The 19120-nt window shown below is 64.3% G+C and carries 19 protein-coding genes, 1 tRNA gene and 1 riboswitch; of the genes, 11 read left to right on the forward strand and 9 right to left on the reverse strand.

The window, feature by feature from the left end; all coding sequences use genetic code 11:
* Position 1: 1 nt before the first annotated feature.
* The 8 genes from AC07X6_RS24965 to ybgC all read right to left on the reverse strand — a co-directional run bounded on the left by AC07X6_RS24965 (position 2) and on the right by ybgC (position 5521).
* A tRNA-Lys gene (locus AC07X6_RS24965) sits at positions 2-74 on the reverse strand.
* A gap of 67 nt (positions 75-141) precedes the next feature.
* Entirely contained in the window at positions 142-900 is a 759-nt protein-coding gene (gene ybgF, locus AC07X6_RS24970) for a tol-pal system protein YbgF (RefSeq protein WP_230542413.1), read from the reverse strand.
* A 134-nt stretch (positions 901-1034) separates the two neighbouring features.
* Positions 1035-1556 (reverse strand): peptidoglycan-associated lipoprotein Pal, encoded by a 522-nt coding sequence (pal, locus tag AC07X6_RS24975; protein WP_230542412.1) that lies wholly within the window; start codon positions 1554-1556, stop codon positions 1035-1037.
* A 43-nt stretch (positions 1557-1599) separates the two neighbouring features.
* Complete coding sequence (gene tolB / locus AC07X6_RS24980; RefSeq protein WP_230542415.1) at positions 1600-2868, reverse strand: Tol-Pal system beta propeller repeat protein TolB; 1269 nt, start codon at positions 2866-2868, stop codon at positions 1600-1602.
* A gap of 5 nt (positions 2869-2873) precedes the next feature.
* Complete coding sequence (gene tolA, locus AC07X6_RS24985) at positions 2874-3878, reverse strand: cell envelope integrity protein TolA (RefSeq protein ID WP_494792733.1); 1005 nt, start codon at positions 3876-3878, stop codon at positions 2874-2876.
* Positions 3879-3926: 48 nt separating this feature from the next.
* Complete coding sequence (locus tag AC07X6_RS24990) at positions 3927-4367, reverse strand: ExbD/TolR family protein (protein ID WP_223278896.1); 441 nt, start codon at positions 4365-4367, stop codon at positions 3927-3929.
* A gap of 15 nt (positions 4368-4382) precedes the next feature.
* The gene (tolQ, locus tag AC07X6_RS24995) at positions 4383-5072 is read right to left on the reverse strand and encodes a protein TolQ (protein WP_034759183.1); all 690 of its coding nucleotides are present in this window, start codon (positions 5070-5072) and stop codon (positions 4383-4385) included.
* Positions 5073-5119: 47 nt separating this feature from the next.
* The gene (ybgC, locus tag AC07X6_RS25000) at positions 5120-5521 is read right to left on the reverse strand and encodes a tol-pal system-associated acyl-CoA thioesterase (protein ID WP_230542410.1); all 402 of its coding nucleotides are present in this window, start codon (positions 5519-5521) and stop codon (positions 5120-5122) included.
* Between the two features lie 315 nt (positions 5522-5836).
* Positions 5837-5960, forward strand: a riboswitch (ZMP/ZTP riboswitch).
* 111 nt (positions 5961-6071) lie between these two features.
* Between ybgC and glyA the strand changes: the two genes are divergently transcribed.
* The 11 genes from glyA (at position 6072) to AC07X6_RS25055 (ending at position 18500) form a co-directional block, all read left to right on the forward strand.
* A complete protein-coding gene (gene glyA / locus AC07X6_RS25005; RefSeq protein WP_230542409.1) occupies positions 6072-7319 on the forward strand; it encodes a serine hydroxymethyltransferase in 1248 nt (415 codons plus the stop codon).
* Positions 7320-7462: 143 nt separating this feature from the next.
* Positions 7463-7924 carry a transcriptional regulator NrdR gene (gene nrdR / locus AC07X6_RS25010; RefSeq protein ID WP_034759169.1) on the forward strand — a complete coding sequence of 154 codons (462 nt, stop codon included), beginning with the start codon at positions 7463-7465 and terminating at the stop codon, positions 7922-7924.
* A gap of 222 nt (positions 7925-8146) precedes the next feature.
* Positions 8147-8737, forward strand: coding sequence for a type IV pilus modification protein PilV (gene pilV / locus AC07X6_RS25015; RefSeq protein WP_494792734.1), 591 nt, complete (start codon positions 8147-8149; stop codon positions 8735-8737).
* Positions 8734-9708 carry a PilW family protein gene (locus AC07X6_RS25020; protein ID WP_494792735.1) on the forward strand — a complete coding sequence of 325 codons (975 nt, stop codon included), beginning with the start codon at positions 8734-8736 and terminating at the stop codon, positions 9706-9708. The genes pilV and AC07X6_RS25020 overlap by 4 nt, the downstream gene beginning before the upstream one ends.
* Before the next feature lie 96 nt (positions 9709-9804).
* The gene (locus tag AC07X6_RS25025) at positions 9805-10389 is read left to right on the forward strand and encodes a pilus assembly PilX family protein (RefSeq protein WP_494792736.1); all 585 of its coding nucleotides are present in this window, start codon (positions 9805-9807) and stop codon (positions 10387-10389) included.
* Entirely contained in the window at positions 10386-14243 is a 3858-nt protein-coding gene (locus tag AC07X6_RS25030; protein ID WP_494792737.1) for a pilus assembly protein, read from the forward strand. Before AC07X6_RS25025 ends, AC07X6_RS25030 begins: the two co-directional genes overlap by 4 nt.
* A gap of 86 nt (positions 14244-14329) precedes the next feature.
* Positions 14330-14833, forward strand: a complete 504-nt coding sequence (locus tag AC07X6_RS25035; protein WP_494792738.1) for a type IV pilin protein — start codon at positions 14330-14332, stop codon at positions 14831-14833.
* 3 nt (positions 14834-14836) lie between these two features.
* A complete protein-coding gene (locus AC07X6_RS25040) occupies positions 14837-15406 on the forward strand; it encodes a GspH/FimT family protein (RefSeq protein ID WP_494792739.1) in 570 nt (189 codons plus the stop codon).
* Positions 15407-15472: 66 nt separating this feature from the next.
* Positions 15473-16546: a bifunctional diaminohydroxyphosphoribosylaminopyrimidine deaminase/5-amino-6-(5-phosphoribosylamino)uracil reductase RibD gene (gene ribD, locus AC07X6_RS25045; RefSeq protein ID WP_230542414.1), complete on the forward strand. Its 1074-nt coding sequence runs from the start codon at positions 15473-15475 to the stop codon at positions 16544-16546.
* A 28-nt stretch (positions 16547-16574) separates the two neighbouring features.
* Complete coding sequence (locus tag AC07X6_RS25050; protein WP_070219574.1) at positions 16575-17210, forward strand: riboflavin synthase; 636 nt, start codon at positions 16575-16577, stop codon at positions 17208-17210.
* Between the two features lie 99 nt (positions 17211-17309).
* A complete protein-coding gene (locus AC07X6_RS25055) occupies positions 17310-18500 on the forward strand; it encodes a hypothetical protein (protein WP_494792740.1) in 1191 nt (396 codons plus the stop codon).
* Here the strand turns inward: AC07X6_RS25055 and AC07X6_RS25060 are convergent.
* Positions 18497-18922, reverse strand: coding sequence for an OsmC family protein (locus tag AC07X6_RS25060; protein WP_230542401.1), 426 nt, complete (start codon positions 18920-18922; stop codon positions 18497-18499). The two genes, AC07X6_RS25055 and AC07X6_RS25060, sit on opposite strands and share 4 nt — an antisense overlap.
* Between the last annotated feature and the right edge of the window lie 198 nt (positions 18923-19120).

Raw genomic sequence — 19120 nt, forward strand, 5'->3', positions numbered from 1 at the left:
GTAGGCCGTGCGGGATTCGAACCTGCGACCAACGGATTAAAAGTCCGCTGCTCTACCAGCTGAGCTAACGACCCGAAGAAGGAAGATTATAGGGGGTGCCCGGGATTCTGTCAAACCTAACGGGCAATTTTTTCCCCGCTTTTACTTTTTACCGGCCCGTTCCTTGGCCGCTTGAGCCGCGCTGGAGTCCGGGTAGCGCGAGATCAGGGCGTTCAGCGTCTTGGTCGCGTTTGGCTTGTCTTTCAGCTCCGTGTAGCAGCTGGCGATGTTGAGCATGGCGTCGGGCGCCTTCGGGCTGTCCGGGTAGTGTTTCAGCACGGCCTGCTGGGCCGTGATGGCGCTCTTGCAGTCGCGCTGGGCGTAATAGGCATTGCCCAGCCAGTATTGCGCGTTGGCCGCATACGCCGATTCCGGATAGCGCTTGACGAAGCCGTCCAGGGCCGTCACGGCGCCCTTGTAGTCGCCCGACTTGAACAGGCCGAACGCGGATTCGTACGCGCTTTGCTCGGACACGCCCACGGCCGCTTCCTGGCCGTCGATGGTGACCTGGCGCGGTTCGAGCTTGCGCAGGCGCGCGTCGATGTCTGTGTAGAAATCCTTCTGGCGCTTTTGCGTGTTCGCCAGGTCGTTGCCCAGCACTTCGATCTGACCGCGCAGGCGGGCGATCTCTTGCATGGTCTGGTCGTGCTGGTTGAGCAGGCTCAAGGTGCTGGTCTTGTCCGCCTTGGCATCGATGCGGCTGTTCAGGTCGCGCGCCATGGCGTCGACCTTGGCGCGCAGCTCCAGGATGGCCTTGCGCGCTTCGTCGTCGTCGAACAGGGCGGCGTTGGCGTGCAGGGGCAGGTAGGCAAACGCGGCCATCAAGGCGGCGGCGACGCCGGCTTTCGAGAATGTCATCATGGGTCGGGCTTTCTAAGGTTACGCAAACATGCAAACGGGGCGCCGGGCGGTGAATCACCGCGCTGCGCCCCATTATTATGCCTATGACTGGCCAGTTAGGTAAGCGTCAATGCTTGCGCGCTCACCCGTCAACATCAATAAACGATGTCAGCGCGGCGGTTTTCAGCCCATGCTGCTTCGTTGCTGCCTTGTGCTTTAGGCTTTTCTTTGCCCAGCGACACGGCTTCCATCTGGCCTTCCGGCACGCCCAGGGCAGCCATCGACTTGCGCACGGCTTCGGCACGTTTCTGGCCCAGGGCCAGGTTGTACTCAGCGCCACCGCGTTCATCGGTGTTACCTTGGATCAGGATCTTGCGCGATGGGGTTTTCACCAGGTAAGCAGCGTGGTTTTGCACGACTGGGGTGTCCGCTTCGCGCACGACGTACTTGTCGAAGTCGAAGTAGATGCTGCGGTTAGCCAGTACGCCTTTTGGATCGTCCAGTGGATCGACCGATGCGGTCGTTACTGGCTGAACTTGACGGGTGTCAACTGGAGCGACGACTTTTTCAGGAGCGCGCTCAACCACTGGGGTCTCTGCTACTTTGACTGGGGTGCTGCAGGCGGACAGCAGGGCTGCGGTAGCGGCGATGAAAGCCAAACTTTTAAAGTTACTCATTTTTATTCTCCGGGTCATGGTTAAAGGTGAAACTGTACAGCATTTACTTCATAAAAGGACCCCAGGTGGGCTCCTTGATATTGCCAGCTTGCGTAGTCAAACGCTGTTTGACGCGGCCATCCACCGATACCACTGCCAGCGACTTGCGTCGTCCGGATTCGGTCGCGTACATGATATATTTCCCGTTGGGCGAAAAGCTCGGTGATTCGTCGTTGGCGGTGTCCGACAGGCGCAGTTCCTGGCCACTAGCCAGGTCGAGCGCGTAGAGCTGGAAATTGCCGTCGCGACGGGAAATATAAGCGAGTGTCTTCCCGTCGGACGAAATCCGCGGGCTGATGTTGTAGGAGCCGCCAAACGTCACGCGCTTGGCTTCGCCGCCGCTGCTCGACATGCGGTAGATCTGTGGTCCGCCGCTGCGATCGCTGGTGAAGTAAATGCTTTGGCCATCGGCCGAGAATTGGGGTTCCGTATCGATGCCGCTGCTGGTGCTGACGCGGCGCAAGCCGCTGCCGTCGGCATTGACGGTGTAGACCTGGGTATGGCCATCGCGCGACAGGGCCACGGCCAGGCGCGAGCCGTCCGGGCTCCAGCTGGGCGCGGAATTGCTGCCTTTTTCATTCGATACGATGGTGCGCTGGCGCGTCACCAGGTTTTGCACGTAGACGATGGGCTTTTTCTTTTCAAACGACACATACGCCACCTTGGTGCCATCCGGCGACCACGACGGCGAAATGATCGGCTCGTTCGAGCGCAGGGCGACCTGGATGCCTTCGCCATCGGCGTCGGCGATTTCCAGCCGGTATTCGCGGCCCGATTGCGTGACGTAGGCGATGCGCGTGGCGAACGCGCCTTTGACGCCCGTCAACTTCTCATAGATGTCATCGGCGATCTTGTGCGCCAGCAGGCGGTTGAACTGCGGCGCGGCCGCATTGTTCATGCTGGAGATCTGCGCGCCCTTGATGGTGTCGAACAGCTTGTAGCGCACGTCCAGGCGGCCATCGGCCATGCTTTGCACGCTGCCGGCCGCCAGCGCGTCGGCGCCGCGCGATTTCCACTGCTCGTAGCTGACGGGCGCCGTTTCCGCCACGGGCGCATCGGCGTCGATCAGCTTGAACACGCCGCTGCGCGCCAGGTCGGCCTTGATGATGCCGGATAACGATTGCGGCGCCGCTGATTCATTGACAAAGGTGGCGACAGCCACCGGGATCTGGTTGCTGCCGATCCCCGTAATCTCCACGCGCAGCTGCGCCTGGGCGCCGGCCGCGCCCAGCATCAGGCCGGCGCAGAGCACGACGTAGCTCATTTTTTTCATGGTCATCATTTAGGCAAATCCTTCATCTCGAATATGAGTTCAATCTCGCGTTCCACGGTGCCGTCTTTTTTCTTCGGCAGTGGCGACGATTTATTAATGGCGTTTTCCACCGAGCTGTCATACGCCGGCAGGCCGCTACTTTTTATCTTTCGGACCGAAATAATTTCCCCAGTTGGCAGTTGCTCGATCTTGAACACGGCGCGCGGGTTGCCCGGCACCTCCGTGCTACCGCTGTACGCGATATTGCTCTTGATCTTGCTCGTCAGGGCAGCGACATAGCCGCTGTCCTTGCGTGGCGCGGTCGCTTTCGCGGCCGTACCCGTTGTGCCATTGCCTGCCTGCGCCATCATGCGCTTCATGTCATCGGCACGCAATTTGTCGGCTGCCGCTTTTTCCGCCGCCGCTTTCTTGGCCTTGGCGGCTTTTTCGGCCGCAGCTTTCTTCTCAGCCAATTCTTTCTCGGCTTTTTCTTGTGCTTTTTCTTTCTCTTTTTCGAGCTTGGCTTTCTCCAGCTTGTCAGCCTTTTCTTTCTCGAGCTTTTCAGCCTTGTCTTTTTCTTTCTGCTTCTGTTTTTCCAGTTCGCGCTTTTCTTCCTCGCGTTCCTTCTGTTCCTGCTTGCGGCGTTCTTCCGCTGCCGCTTTCTCTTCTTTCAGCTTGGCCTTCTTGCGTTCCAGGGCGATTTCCGCCTCGCGCAGGTCGACTTTCGGCTCGGGCGCGGCCACGGGCGGCGGTGGCGGCGGGGCCGGCTGTTCCACTTCCGGCGGCGGCGCCGGTGTCGGCTCCGGTTCCGTCGCCACGTCGGGCGGCGGCGCGGCCGTTTGTACTTTCAGGTCCCACACTTCCGCTTCGACGGCGACAGGTTCCGTATTTTGCCAGTGTACGCCCACCCACAGGAAAAACAGCAGGCCAAGGTGCATCGCCAGCGCCAGGCCCAGCGAGGGCCAGCGGCTGCGTTCGCGCGGCACGCTGTAGGGCTTGCCGAGTACATGGTCGATTTGTTTGTTCTGCAAAGTCTAGTCTATCTAAAAACGGTCAAGTCTGGAAACAGGGTGCTGCGCTTACTTGGTGGCCAGGCCGACGCGGGTAATGCCCATCTTTTTCGCTTCCGAAATGAGCTGGATCACATCGTCGTACTTGCTTTCCTTGTCGCCCGCAATCATCACGGGATAGTCGGGATTGCTTTCGTGCAAGCCGCGCAGCTTGCGCAGCAGGGCGTCGCGGTTCGGTTCCGTTTCCGGCGACAGCTGTTCCTTGCCGATCACGCCGATCGACAGCGAACCATTCGGTTTCAGCACGATCTGAATATAGTCATCGGGCGGTTTCGCCGACTTTTCCGCGTTGGGCAGATTCACCACGCTGGGATTGTTCGACGACGGCATCACCATGAAAATGATCAGCAGCACCAGCATCACGTCGATGTACGGCACGACGTTGATCTCGGACTTGAACTTGCGGCCGCGGCCGCCGCGCATGCCGCCGCTATTGAAGGAAGAACCCATGGACGCTGCTCCCTCTTAGCGCGACTGGCGCTGCAAGATGTTGGAGAATTCCTCGACGAAGCTCTCGAAGCGGATCGCCAGGCGGTCGATGTCGTGCGAAAAACGGTTGTAGGCGACAACGGCAGGAATCGCGGCGAACAGGCCGATGGCGGTGGCGATCAGCGCTTCGGCAATGCCGGGCGCGACGGCGGCCAGGGTCGCTTGCTGCACGTTGGCCAGACCGCGGAAGGCGTTCATGATGCCCCACACGGTGCCGAGCAGGCCGATGTAGGGCGAGACGGAGCCGACGGAGGCGAGGAAGGCCAGGTGCGATTCGAGCACGTCCATTTCACGCTGGAAGGCGGCGCGCATGGCGCGGCGGGCGCCGTCGAGCACGGCGCCGACGTCCAGCGCTTCGCGCGAACCGTACGATGCCTTGCCCTTGATGAATTCGCCCATGCCGGCGTCGAAGATGCGGGCCAGCGCGCCGCTCTGGTCGCGGTTGCCGCTGGCGTTCTGGTGCAGCGCATGCAGGTTGCCGCCGGCCCAGAAGCTGCGTTCGAATTCGATGGTTTGCTTGCGCGCCTGGCGCACGGCAAACATCTTGCGGAAAATGTAGGTCCAGCTGGTCAGGGAAATCAGCAGCAGCAGGGCCATGATCAGTTGCACGATCAAATGGGCATTGGAGATGAGCGCGAGGAAAGAAAGATCTTGTGTAACGTTCATTGGCTGGCAGTCTGTTGGGTGAATTGTCCGGGGGTGGCGGGTAGGGCTCAGGCGGCGCGCATGCGGGCCGCGACGGCGTCGGGCACGGCGCGCGGGCGCAATGCCGAATCGACGCAGCCGACCTTGACGCGCGCCGTGTTGAGCAGGCGGTCGCCGCACCAGGCTTGTTGCAGGAAAACGATGGAGGCACGCCCCATTTTCTCTATGCTTAAGGTTAATCTTACCGTGTCATCGAGCCTGGCTGGCGCATGATAGTCGGCGTTGACGCTTTTGACAACGAACATCGCGTCGTGCTGTTCCAGCAATTCCTGCTGGCCCACGTCGATGGCGCGCAGCCATTCGGTGCGCGCGCGTTCGAAGAATTTCAGGTAATTTGCGTAATAGACGATGCCGCCGGCGTCGGTGTCTTCATAGTAGACACGTACGTTCCAGGTAAAGACTGAAGGCATGTTTATTGCGCCAGTAGTGAGATTGAGCAACATTTTACGCGATTTTTCTTCTTGTGACTGTGGGCGCTTGCTGGAAAGCCATGCAAAAGCGGCATATAAGTTGCACCGCAGCATTGTAAATCCGGGGTAGGCAATGGCAAGCCTCGTAACATACGCTTACAAGCCGCCGCCAGGTTTAAGCCCGGCTTAAGCGCCGCGCTCACGTCGCTGGGCGGCCTGTGGCCTCGCCCGGGCTGCGGTGGCGCGCGGCGATTATAGCCGCACCGTTGCATTCCTTGCTCAATTTGGGCACTTAACTTACAATTTGACTTCCATTACGTCTCACGTGACTGGCGAAAAGTCGGCGATCTCCAAGAATGGCGATCGGCAAACCGGCGAAAGGTGGGCATCCACCGGGAAACGTGAGATTTTTCATCAGCCGTTCGCCTGGGTAGCCACTATGGAAAAGCACGAAGAGGCTGCCTGTCCAATGTTGTTATTCACTTAACGCCGGCTCCCCTCATTCGATCCAACCTGCCAGTACAAGCACCCTCATACTTGGAGTTTTTACATGTTTGCAAAAGATCACAACCTCGCCAACGTCGACCCTGAATTGTTCGCCGTCATTCAAAAAGAAAACGTGCGCCAGCACGATCACATCGAGTTGATCGCGTCGGAAAACTACACGTCGCCAGCCGTAATGGAAGCGCAAGGCTCGCAGCTGACGAATAAATATGCCGAAGGCTATCCAGGCAAGCGCTACTACGGCGGCTGCGAATACGTCGACGTGGCCGAGCAACTGGCCATCGACCGCGTCAAGCAGCTGTTCGGCGCCGAATGCGCGAACGTGCAGCCGAACTCGGGCTCGCAGGCGAACCAGGGCGTGTTCTTCGCCATGTTGAAACCAGGCGACCTGATCATGGGTATGTCGCTGGCCGAAGGCGGCCACCTGACCCACGGCATGCCGCTGAACATGTCCGGCAAGTGGTTTGACGTCGTTTCCTACGGTTTGACGGCGGAAGAAGACATCGACTACGAGGCGATGGAACGCCTGGCCCGCGAACGCAAGCCGAAGCTGATCATCGCCGGCGCCTCGGCATTCTCGAAAAAGATCGACTTCGAGCGTTTCGGCAAGATCGCCAAGGAAGTGGGCGCCTACTTCATGGTCGACATGGCCCACTACGCCGGCCTGATCGCCGCCGGCCTGTACCCGAACCCGGTGCCGTTCGCCGACTTCGTCACCTCGACCACGCACAAATCGCTGCGCGGCCCGCGCGGCGGCATCATCCTGATGAAGGCCGAACACGAAAAAGCCATCAACTCGGCCATCTTCCCCGGCATCCAGGGCGGCCCGCTGATGCACGTGATCGCCGGCAAGGCCGTCGCCTTCAAGGAAGCGCTGAGCCCTGAATTCGTCGAATACCAGAAGCAAGTGATCAAGAACGCCGACGTGCTGGCGAAGACCCTGATCAAGCGCGGCCTGCGCATTGTTTCCGGCGGCACCGAATCGCACGTCATGCTGGTCGACCTGCGCGCCAAGAACCTGACGGGCAAGGAAGCCGAAGCCATCCTCGGTTCCGCGCACATCACCTGCAACAAGAACGGCATCCCGAACGACCCGCAAAAACCTTTCGTCACCTCGGGCATCCGCCTGGGCAGCCCGGCGATGACGACGCGCGGTTTCAAGGAAGCGCAAGCGGAAGAAGTGGGCAACCTGATCGCCGACGTGCTGGACAACCCGCATGACGCCGCCACCATCGAGCGCGTGAAAGCGGCAGTGAAAGTGCTGGCCGACGCGCACCCGGTGTACGCAGCATAATTATTTGTCCAGAATGTGTCATACGGAGTAAGATTCTGTATGACACATTCCTTCGTGCCCCAGGGCGCCCGGAGTGATTCGGGCGCCCTTTGTACAAGGGCGGCGATTTCCCGTAATTATTACTATAAAGTTGTAGCCAGCCCATGAAATGTCCATTTTGCCAGCACGGCGATACCCAGGTTCTCGATACGCGCGTATCGGAGGAAGGGGATGCCATTCGGCGCCGCCGCCGCTGCGGCAAATGCGACAAGCGGTTTACGACATATGAACGCATTGAACTTATCATGCCGGCCGTCGTCAAAAAGAATGGCAGCCGGACGGAGTTCGCTGCGGATAAGTTGCGCGGCAGTTTGATGCTGGCCTTGCGTAAGCGTCCCGTCGCGGCCGCCTCTGTGGATACGGCCATCGCGTCCATCCAGGAAAAACTGCTGACCAGCGGCTTGCGTGAAGTCGATTCCGGCTATATCGGCGAACTCGTCATGCAGGAACTCAAGCGTCTGGACAAGATCGCCTACATCCGCTTCGCCTCCGTCTACAAGAATTTCGAAGACCTGGCCGAGTTCCAGGATGCGATTGCCGAAGTGGGACAGGCACGCAAGCCCTGACGCTCGCTTTGCCGACAGCGGGGCCGCTCATGCGCCCCGTTTTCGCACCCCGTTTTCACCACGTCAGCGCTCGCCTGGCAAGCGGTCTGATCAATCCCAACGCCCTTCTTCTCCCCTTATCGCTGCGCTGTTTGCGCTAGCGCAGATCCCGATTTTTGTGCGCGCCTATCTTGTAGCTGGGCCGCCTGTTCTTGCGACTCTTTCTGCGGAAGGGAGCAAGGCATGCGCAATGGCGGTCGCGATAAGTTTCTGGCGGGTGGCAGCAGCCTCGTCGAGGTGCTGGTGTCGCTGCTGCTGTTGACGCTGGGCTTGCTCGGTGCCAGCATCTTGCAATTGAACTCCCTGCGCGCGCGCCATGAATCGGCGCTGTTGTCGGCGGGCGCGCAACTGGCCGCCGGCATGGCCGAACGCATGCGCGCGAATAGCGTGCTCATGAATGGCCCCGATACGGGCAATCCCTATTTGAAGGTGGAATATGCGGCGGCGGACGGCGCCGACGCGGGCGGCGGTGCGCCCGACTGTTTCGGCGCTGCCGCCTGCGGCGCGGCCGAACTGGCGCAATTCGATATCGCCGAATGGAAGCAGGTGCTGCAATCAGCCTTGCCCGGCGCGCGCCTGCGCATCTGCCGCGACCTTGCCGCATGGGACGCCGCCGCCCAAGGCTTGCACTGGGCGTGCAGCGGCGGCAAGGGCGCGCCCATCGTCATCAAGCTGGGCTGGCGCACCCGCCTGTCCGATGGCCAGCCCGTCGTGGATGCGGCCGGCGAGCCGCTGCCCAGGCTTGCATTCCAGCTGGGCGGAGGCGGCGCATGAACGGCACGCACGCCATTCGCTGGCATTGCGGCATGAGCCTGGTCGAGCTGCTGGTGGCCCTGTCGCTGGGTGCGCTGCTGATGCTGGCCGCCAGTAGCGTGCTGCTGGCCACCAGCGGCAGTTATGGCGACCAGTCCGCCAGTGCGCGCCTGGACGACAATGGCCGCTATGCGCTCGACACTATCGCCCGCGCCGTGCGCCAGACGGCGTATGTGAACTGGGACAGCAGCGCCGCGCCCGTCGCCCATGCCGATTACGACAGCGCGAATGTTGCCGGGCTCGACGCGCGCAGCCTGGGCAAGAACAGCGAAGGCATCAGCGGCGCGCTGCCCGGCGCCCTGCATGGCAGCGACGTGCTGGCCCTGCGCTATTACGGCGCCGGCAAGGACGAGGGCGGCGATGGTTCCGTGCTCAATTGCGCCGGCTTCGGCGTAGGCGCCGCCCAAACGGAGGCGCAGCGGGGCTGGAGCATTTTCTATGTGGCGCAGGGCGCCGATGGCGAAGGCGAACTGCGCTGCAAATACCGTGGCGCGAACGGCTGGGGCGCGGACGCCGTCATCCGCGGCGTCGATGGTTTCCAGGTGCTGTATGGCCTCGACACGGATACGTCGCCGGACGGCGTGGCGAACCGCTATGTCAACGCCAGCGCGCTCGACGCCTACGATGCGGCGCTGGTGCTGGCGGGTGCGGATGCGGCCGCACGCCAGCGCGATTTGCAGCGGCGCACGCACTGGAAGCGCGTGGCCAGCGTGCGCGTGGCGCTGTTGCTGCATGGCGAGGCGGGCCAGGCGGACAAGATGGCGGAACTGGGGCCGGCGCAGTTCGACCTGTTCGGCAAGGCGTATGCGGAGGCGCACGGCGCCGATGACACGGGCGTGCGCATCGCGCGCGCGTCCTTGCCTGCCGCGACGCGTTCCCGGCTGCGGCAACTGGTGCAGACGAGCATCATGCTGCGCAACGGGCCGGCCTAGGCGGACGGCGCGATGGCTGGCGCGGGCGTTACCTGTTGCTTGCCTCCTTGCTTGCCTTGTTGTTCACCTCGTGCGCGCCACGGTGGCGCCACCCTTGTGTATGTGCTGGGCCTGCTGGTGATTATCTTGTTGCTGGGCATATCGGCGGCGCAGATGGCCTTGCAGGGGGAAAAGGCGGCACGCGGCGAGCGCGACCGGCAGATCGCGTTTCAGGCGGCGGAGGAGGCATTGGTGGATGCGCAGAACGATATCGAAGGCTTGCCCGGCGCGCCGGGACGCAGCAGCCTGTTCGCGCCAGGCAGCGCGGCCGGGTTTGCGGACGGCTGCGGCGAAGGCGGCGCACTGGGCCTGTGCCTGCCCGCAGCGCCAGATGCGCCGGCGCTCTGGCTGAGTACGGACCTCGATGGCGCCGAAGGGAGCAGCCGCGCCGTGCCATATGGCCAGTTTACGGGCGCCGTCATGCAGACGGGGCAGGGTTTCCTGCCGTCGCGCCTGCCCCGCTACCTGATCGAACTGCTGCCGTTCCACCCGCCCGGCGCGCAGGCGGCGACGGTGGCTGGCGGCCTGGCCACGGAAAGCTATGTGTACCGCATCACTGCCATCGGTTTTGGCGCGCAGGACAGCACGCAAGTCGTGCTGCAAAGTTATTACCGCAAGCAGGCGGCGGGAGCGGGGCCATGAGGATTTGCTCATCCGCTTTGAGGGCCGCCTGGCTGCTGCTGATCAGCCTGGTTTGCCTGGCTTGCGGCACCGCCCTTGCGGCCGCACCTCCCGTGACGCTGGCACGGGCCGACGCGGGCTTGCACGGCGCCAGAGTGCCGCCGAACCTGCTGCTCAACCTGTCCCTCACGCATGCGGCGGCCGCTGCCGCGCACGGCGGCGATTATGCGCCGCAGCGCGAGTACCTCGGTTACTTTCATGCGCGCATGTGCTACAGCTATCCGTACCGCAGCAAGGATGGCATCATGCTGCCGGACTTGCGCGTAGCGACCGCTTACTTCTCCGTGCTGAAGCCGGCCGATGCGCTGCACGGTTGCGGCGGCGATAGTTTTAGCGGCAACTTTCTGAACTGGGCCAGCGCCAGCATGCTCGACATCGTCCGTTACGCGCTCACGGGCGGCGACCGCGTCATCGACGAGGTGCGCAAGACGGTGCTGCAGCGTGCCTGGCTGCCCGATGCCGGCAGCCCCATCGACTTCTATGCCCACCCTGTCTTTTTCCCGCGCAAAGTCTTGCAGACCGGCGTGGCGGCGGCGACGCCATTTGCGCTGGCGCAACTGGCCATCGTTTCCTGCCGCAACCGCCTGCTGTTCGGCGACGCCAGCGCCCCCCCGGGCGGCAGTTGCGACGCGCCCGGCTTTGCTGCCACGCACGGCATGTTCCTCGCGCGCGTGCGCGTGTGCGATGCCGATGAAGGGCCGCTGCGCGACGACTTGTGCCTCGCGTATGGCAAGAACTACAAGCCGGTGGGCGCCGTGCAGCGCCATGGCGGCAGGGTGCGCGTGGGCGTGTTTGGCCACTTGAACGGCGTGTCCGCCAGCGCCGGCCCCGTGTATGGCGGCGTGCTGCGCACGCCGTTGGCCCACGTGGGCAGGCTGCGCTGGACGGCGCCCGATTTTTTGCCGCAAGACAATGCCGGCGCCGAGTGGAATCCCGCCACTGGCGTCTATATGTCTGAAGCTGCGGGCCCTGGCGGCGGGGTGACCGCTTACATCAATGGCCTGGGCCGCGGCAATGCCGGGCATCCGGGCGCGTATGCGAGCGCGGCGCCGCTGGCCGAATTGCTGTACGAATCGCTGCGCTACCTGCAGGGGCGGCAAGCGAGCGCCGCAGTGCCTCCTGCCACGGCTCCGCCTGCCATCGATGGCGGCTTGCCGGTCGTGACTCCATGGAGCGACCCGCAAACGGCCAGTTGCCAACGCCACATCGTCGTCAGCCTCGGCGATGCGGGCATGGCGGGCGATCGCTACGTGCCCGGCAATGTTCCTGTGACTCCCGCGTCAAGCGGCGACCGCGCCCGCGCGCCGGATGGTTTTGCGCCACCGCCGTTCGATGCAATGGCCTGGACGCATGCGGTGGGCAGCCTGGAAAGCGGCGGCGCGCAGGGCAATCCCGCGCCACGGCCCGAACTGGCGGCGCTGGAATTGCTGGCCGACGGGACGGGCGGAGCCAGCTACCATGCGGCGGGCCTGGCCTACTGGTCGCATATGCAGGCCCTGCGTCCCGGCGGCAAGAACGACGGCATTGCCAAGGTTGAGCACTATGCGGGCGACTTGCGCCAGGGAGACCCGGCCGCTACGCCCGCTGCTACGCCTTTATTGCTTACGGCCAAATATGGCGGCTTTCTCGATGCCAATGGCGACGCCAACCCCTACAAGAGCGCGGCGGGCAACGCGCTGGAGGAATGGAGCCTGGACGGCCGCTGGCCCGCCCATTACTTGCCCGGCAGTGATCCGGCCGCCTTGATCGCGGGACTGCGCGCAGCCTTTGCGGCCGCCGACAAGGGCAGCTTGCCGGCGGCGCTGGCAGGGCCGGCCCTGATGGCGCTGGCCAATGACACGGAAGAGGCGTACTGGTTCCAGACGCAACTGCGCCTGGCCGATGGCAGCATGACCTTGTCGCGCACCGCGTTTGCCGTGGGCGCCGATGGCGCACTGCTTCCCGGCAAGCCAAGGTGGCGCGCGGGCGGGCTGGACAAGGTGGCGCCGGAGGGAACGCCAGCGGCCTTGCGTCCCGTCTACACGCTCGACGCCAAGGGCGCCCTGATGCCGCTGGCCTGGACGCGGCTCGACGCGGAACAGCGCGGCGCGTTCGATGGCGGCGGCGACGGTCGGGGCGAGGCGAGGCTGGCGTATCTGCTGGGCCAGCGCGCGCACGAGGCGGGCCAGCCGGGCGGCTTCCTGCGGCGCAGGTCTGGCAGCCTGGGTGCGGCCCCATACGGCAATCTCGTGTACGTGGGCGCGCCGGGGCTGGGCATGCCGGGGGCGGGATATGGCTTGCACCGCCAGGCGCTGTTGCAGCGCCGGAAAATGCTGTATGTAGGCGCCAACGACGGCTTGCTGCACGCCTTCGATGCGCGCACGGGCAGCGAATTGTTTGCCTATCTGCCGCAGGCGCTGCTGCACGTTGCGGCAGCCGCTGCGAGTACTCACTACAGCCCCGGCCCGCTGCTCGACGGCGCCGCAGCCACGGCGGAAGTGCTGGCGGCGGGGCACTGGAAGACGGTGCTGGTGTCGGGCATGGGCGGCGGGGCGCAAGGCGTGTTTGCGCTTGACATCACGGACCCGGCGCGCTTCGCGCAGGACGGTGCGCTGTGGGAATTTACGGACCGCGACGACAGGCTGATGGGCAATGTGCGCGCGCCGCCCGCCTTTGCCCGCATCAATATGGGCGCCAAGGAGGGGGCGCCGGCCTACCGCGATTTCGCCATCGTCGCCAGCGGCTACAACAATTATGTAAACGACGGCAAGGACACGACGGCGTCAGCATCGGCGGCCGCCATCTTCCTGCTGGCGCTGGACAAGGCGCCCGGCACGCCCTGGATGTTGGGAAGTAATTACTTCCGCCTCAAGGTGCCCGTGGCCGGCGGCGGTGGCGATGGTGGCCATGACACTGATGCGGGCGCAGATGCCATGCCCCAGGCGCTGGGCCCGCCCGCCGTGGTGCCGGGCGGCGACGGCGCGCTCGCGTATATCTATGCGGGCGATTTGCAGGGCAATATCTGGCGCCTCGACCTGGCTGGCGGGCCGCCGTGGAAGGATGGCCAGGGGCGCAAGCTCGTCTTTGTTGCGCGCGATGCGCAGGGCCGGCGCCAGCCCGTGACACAGCAACTGAACGTGGCGTACGCGCCCGGTGGCGGCTATCTGCTGCTGTTCGGCACGGGCAAGCTGGTCGAAGCGGGCGATACCTGGCCTTCCGCCTTTCTGTCGCAGTCGTTTTACGCCGTGCACGACGATGTGCGGGAAACATCGCCCACGCGCAGCCGGGCCGACCTGGAGCAGCGCAGCCTGGGCGAGGCGGCGGGCGGCATGCGCGTCGACGGCGCCGAGCTGCGCTACACGGGCAGCGACGCCATGCGCGGCTGGTATCTCGATTTTCTCAATACCGCGCAGACGGGCGAACGCGGCATCAATAGTCCCGTATTGGCCGCCGGCAAGGTGCTGTTCAATACCGTCCTGCCGGGGCGCGACGCTTGCGCCAGGCCGGCCACGCGCCTGTACGTGCTCGATGTGCTCAGTGGCTTTGCCGCCGATGGCGCCGGTGTCGTGCAGGCGGGCGAGCAGACGGGGCGCTTGTTCGATGGCCTGGCGCGCGCGCCGCCGCTGGCGCTCGAACTGAACAGCACGGTGGGCGCTGCGACGGCGGCAGGGCGGGCCGAAGGGCGCAAGGAACTGGCCGTGCTGCAGCCGGGCTTGCCAGGCGCGGCCAGCGGGGCAGTGCTCAAGGTCGTCAGCGCGCCGCTGCCGGCCCGGCGCCTCAGCTGGCGCGAAGTGGCGAACTGGCGCGAATTGCATGAGGCGGCCAAGAAAAAATAGGCGTGGGCATGGCTGCGTGTCGCAAGTGACAAGCGTGCCGGCCTGCGCATCGTATCGGCTGGCGCTTGTTGGAAAGGGGGAGTCGCATGGGGACGTTGACAAGGCAGAACCGGTTCGCGGCACACGGTGGCGTTCCTGCAGCCAATCCGCCGGGCTTCAGCCTGATCGAACTGTTGTCCGCGCTGGCAATCACGAGCCTGCTGCTGGCGCTGGCCGTGCCCGCTTATCACGGCCATGTCGTGCGGGCCAAGCGGGTGCAGGGGCAGGCGGCCCTGCTGCGGCTGATGCAGCAGCAGGAACGCTATTATTCGCAAAACAATCATTATCTGGCCTTTTCCTCGGCCTCGCCGGCACCGCAGGCGCAAGCATTTCCATGGTGGTCCGGCGACGGAGGCGCGGCCGGCAGCGCGTATGAAATCGAGGCGCTGGCCTGTCCCGGCCTGGCAATCGGGCAATGCGTGCTGTTGCGGGCCATGCCGGGCACGTCCAAGGTCGACGCGCAGTTCCAGGATGCCGATTGCGGCGTGCTGTCCTTGAGCAGCACGGGCCAGCGCGGCAGCAGCGGCCCCGCCAGCCATTGCTGGCCCTAGTTCATGGCCACGCACCAGCGGCCACGGTGGATAGGGCATACTTTGCTCGAATTGCTGGCCGTGCTGGCGATTGCCGCGCTGCTGGCGGCCGCGGCCTTGCCCAGCTTGCAGCATGTGCTGGCGCGCCAGCAGGTGCGCGCGGCGGCCACGGACTTGTTTTCGGCCATCGAATTGACGCGGGCGCAGGCGATGGCGCGGGGCCGGCGCGTGCTGCTGATGCCGGCAGGGTCCGGTGGCACGGACTGGAGCGCGGGTTGGCTGGTGTTTATTGACAGCAATGCCAACCTGGCGTTCGACGGTGGCGACGAATTGCTGTTCCGCCAGGACCCGCTGCCGGCGGGCATCACGGTCCAGTTCGTGTTTTCCTCGGCCACGGTGCCGTTTTATATCGCCTACAATGCTGCAGGACGCAGTTGCAGCGCGACCAATAGCCTGGCGGCGCGCTGGGGCACCTTGTCCCTGACTTTGGGAAAGCAGGTGCGCCATATTAAAATCAATATGCTGGGCAGGGTGCGCGTGTGCGACCCGCAGCAGCAAGCGGTCAATTGCAGCGGCGTGGCCGACAGTTCCTGACACGATTGACCAATGACTCACCTTCAAGCAAAGAAGCCCGTGGAAATACTCAACGATATCGATGGCATGCGCCTGGCGCTGGAATGGGCGGCGCGCGGTTTATACACGACCTCGCCCAATCCCCGCATCGGCTGCGTGATCGTCCGCGATGGCCAGGTGATCGGCGCCGGCGTGACGCAGGCGGCGGGACAGGATCATGCCGAAGTGCAAGCGCTGGCGAATGCGGCGGCGCGCGGCAACGACGTGCGTGGCGCCACCGCGTATGTCACTTTGGAACCTTGCAACCACCATGGCCGCACGCCGCCCTGTTCCGATGCGCTCGTGCGCGCGGGGCTGGGACGCGTCGTGGCCGCCATGACGGATCCGAATCCGCTGGTGGCGGGGCAGGGACTGGCCAAGCTGGAAGCGGCTGGCATTGCCGTCACTACGGGCGTGCTGGCGGACGAGGCATATGAAATGAATATCGGCTTCTTTTCGCGCATGCAGCGCGGCAAGCCGTGGGTGCGCATGAAAACGGCGGCCAGCCTGGACGGCATGACGGCCTTGCACAACGGACAAAGCCAGTGGATCACGGGGCCGCAGGCGCGCGCCGACGGCCATGCGTGGCGCGCGCGCGCCTGCGCCATCCTGACGGGCATCGGCACGGTCAAGGCGGACGACCCGCAACTGAACGTGCGCGCCGTCGAAACGCCGCGCCAGCCGCGCCGCATCGTCGTCGACAGCCGGCTCGACATCAGCCTCGACGCGCGCATCTTGCAGGGCGGCGGCACGTGGATCGTGGCGGCCGTGGCCAACCCGGAGAAACAGGCGCAACTGCAGGCGCTCGGCGCGGAAGTCATCCTGTTGCCGAACGCGGCCGGCAAGGTCGACCTGGCCGCGCTGATGCTGGAACTGGGACGCCGGCAAATCAATGAAGTCCACGTCGAGGCCGGCACCAGGCTGAACGGCTCGCTGATCCGCGAAGGCTGCGTCGACGAGCTGCTGGTCTACCTGGCGCCCACCTTGCTGGGCGACGCGCAAGGCATGTTTGCCTTGCCCGCATTGACGGATATCAAACAGCAGCGCACTTTGCAATTTCACCAGGTTCAGCAAGTGGGCGAAGATTTGCGTATCCTTGCAAGATTCGCCCAGCGCAATTAATACTTTTATTCTTTTATAGGGTTAGTTCATGTTTACAGGAATTGTTGCCGCCATCGGCAAGATTGAAACCGTGCAAGCACTCGAAGGCGGCCTCGACGCAGGCGTGCGCCTGACCATCCACGCGGGCGGCTTGCCGCTGGCCGACGTGGCCCTCGGCGACTCCATCGCCATCAATGGCGCCTGCATGACGGTGGTGGAAAAGTCGGACACGGGCTTTGCTGTCGATGTCTCGCGCGAAAGCCTCAATTGCACCGTGGGCCTCGATACGACGACGGAAGTGAACCTGGAAAAAGCCCTGACCCTGGCCGAGCGCCTGGGCGGCCACCTGGTGTCCGGCCACGTCGACGGCCTGGGCATCGTGCGCAAGTTCGAAGCCGTGGGCGAATCGTGGGAACTGGTGATCGAAGCGCCGCACGAACTGGCGAAATACCTGGCCTTCAAGGGTTCCGTCGTCGTCAACGGCGTGTCCCTGACCGTCAACCGAGTGGAAGACCTGGGCGCGGGCGCCGTCAACGGCTGCCGCTTCTCGATCAATTTGATTCCCCACACCATCGCCATGACGACCCTGAAACATTTGACGGTCGATGGCAAGGTCAACCTGGAAATCGATTTGATCGCCCGCTATGTCGAGCGGATGTTGTCGCTGGACAAGGCTGCCGCTTAACGCTACAGCGTAAGGCAACACACCTGCCGCCTTGGCAAGCGTGTGTTGCTTTTCTTTCAGACGCGCATACTATGAAGCTTTCCGCAGTGGAGGCCAGTCATGGACCCGATTTCGCGCGCAACCGTGCCCAATACCATCCCGGCCACGCCCCGCGTGGGCGCGGCAACGCTAGCGCCGCTGGCGCCGGCGACGCCCGTGCCGCCTTCCAGCGCGGCTGCAGCCCTTGCCATTCAGTCATCGACCCAGGTCGACCTCTCTCCGCTGGGCCAGTTCCTGTCCGGCGTGGCCTTGTCGCGCCGGCAATTGCTGGCCTTGCAGGGTGCCACGGAGGAGGCCAGGGCGGCAAATACTCCCGTGAATGTCAATGAGGACTTGCTGGTGCTGGCGCGGCAGCTGACGGAATCGTTTGCCCAGCTGCAGACGAGCGGCATCGACGCCAGCCAGCTGGCGACGGCCGGCGACACGCCGGGCAGCCTGGCGCAGCGCTACGATTTACTGTCGGGCGATGGCACGACGGATGCGGCGGCCGCGCTGGCGCAGGACGGCAGCCTGCTCACGCAAGCACAGCTGGCCCGCATCGGCATCGATTTGCGCAATGAAGATGTCGATGCGACCACGTTGCAGGCCGCGTATGCGGCCGACAGCCATGCGACCCTGGACGCCTTGCAACAGGGAACGGACGTGCTGGCGCAGGTAGGCGCCGTGCTGGCCCGGCAGCAGGGCGCGCCGCTGGCGGACAATGTCGAAGCGGATTTGACGGGCGCAGCGCTGCAGGCCGCGCAGCCGCAGGCCGTCGACGAGGCGCCGCCGCAAACGGTCGCGATTGCACAGCGACAACTGGAATTGCAGCAGCAACTGGAAGCGGAAGAGTTGAACCTGGATTTGCAGGCGCAGCGGGCAGACAGCCAGCGCGTGGATGCCCTGCGCATCGACAGCGAGCGCATGAATGCCGAGCAGCTGGCGCAGCAGGAGGACGTCGCGCGGGCGGCCCAGGCGCAGGTGCGCGCGGGGCAGGGACAAGCCGATGCGGGCCTGGCGACGGCGCAAGCCCCGCTGGCCCAGCAAAATGCGCAGGCGCAAGAGCTGGCTGCGCAAGCCGCGGGCATGGCCGTGCCGCCGCCCTCATCGCAAGACCCGTCCGTGGCGGCGGCCATTGCCGCGTATAACCTGAACAATGCAGCCCTGAATCCCGGCTTGATGCACCGGCCATTGCCGGCCAGCGACTCGCGCTTGCCGCTGGTGGCGCCGGTGGCCCCCGTGGAACCCGTCAAGCCCGTGGATAAAATCTAGGGCAGCAGGGTAGCATCCAGGGTAATGTTGGCTTTAAGCAACTTCGACACGGGGCAGCCGGCCTTGGCCTTGCCCGTCAATTCCTCGAATTTTGCCTGGTCGGCGCCCGGTATCTTCGCTTTCAGGATCAGGTGGACGGCCGTGATGGCAAAGCCGTCGTCCACCTTGTCGAGCGTGACTTCGGCCGTCGTTTCCATCTTTTCCGCCGTCAGGCCGGCTTCGCCGAGGATCAGCGACAGGGCCATGGTGAAGCAGCCCGCGTGGGCGGCACCGATCAATTCTTCGGGATTGGTGCCGGGCTTGCCTTCGAAGCGGCTGGCAAAGCCGTACGGGTATTCCTGCAAGGCGCCGCTGCGCGTGCTGATGGCGCCCTTGCCGTCCTTGATGCCGCCTGACCAGATGGCCGATCCATGGGTTTTCATGTTGCCGCTCCTGTGTGGGGTGTCGCTGCGAGTGGAGTGTCAGCGCCGTGGCGGTGACTGGCTGATCTTATGCTCTTTGCAAGGCCGGCGGCGCGCGTCTTGCCGCCGCCGTGTGCGCCGGATCGGGGAATCGGCGCTTTGCGGGGCAGGCTGCGGCGCCCATGCCGCAAAGCTGTCTTATTTCAGGTCTGCAAGCGC

The sequence above is a fragment of the Janthinobacterium sp. GW460-12-1-14-LB5 genome, from assembly GCF_059423585.1.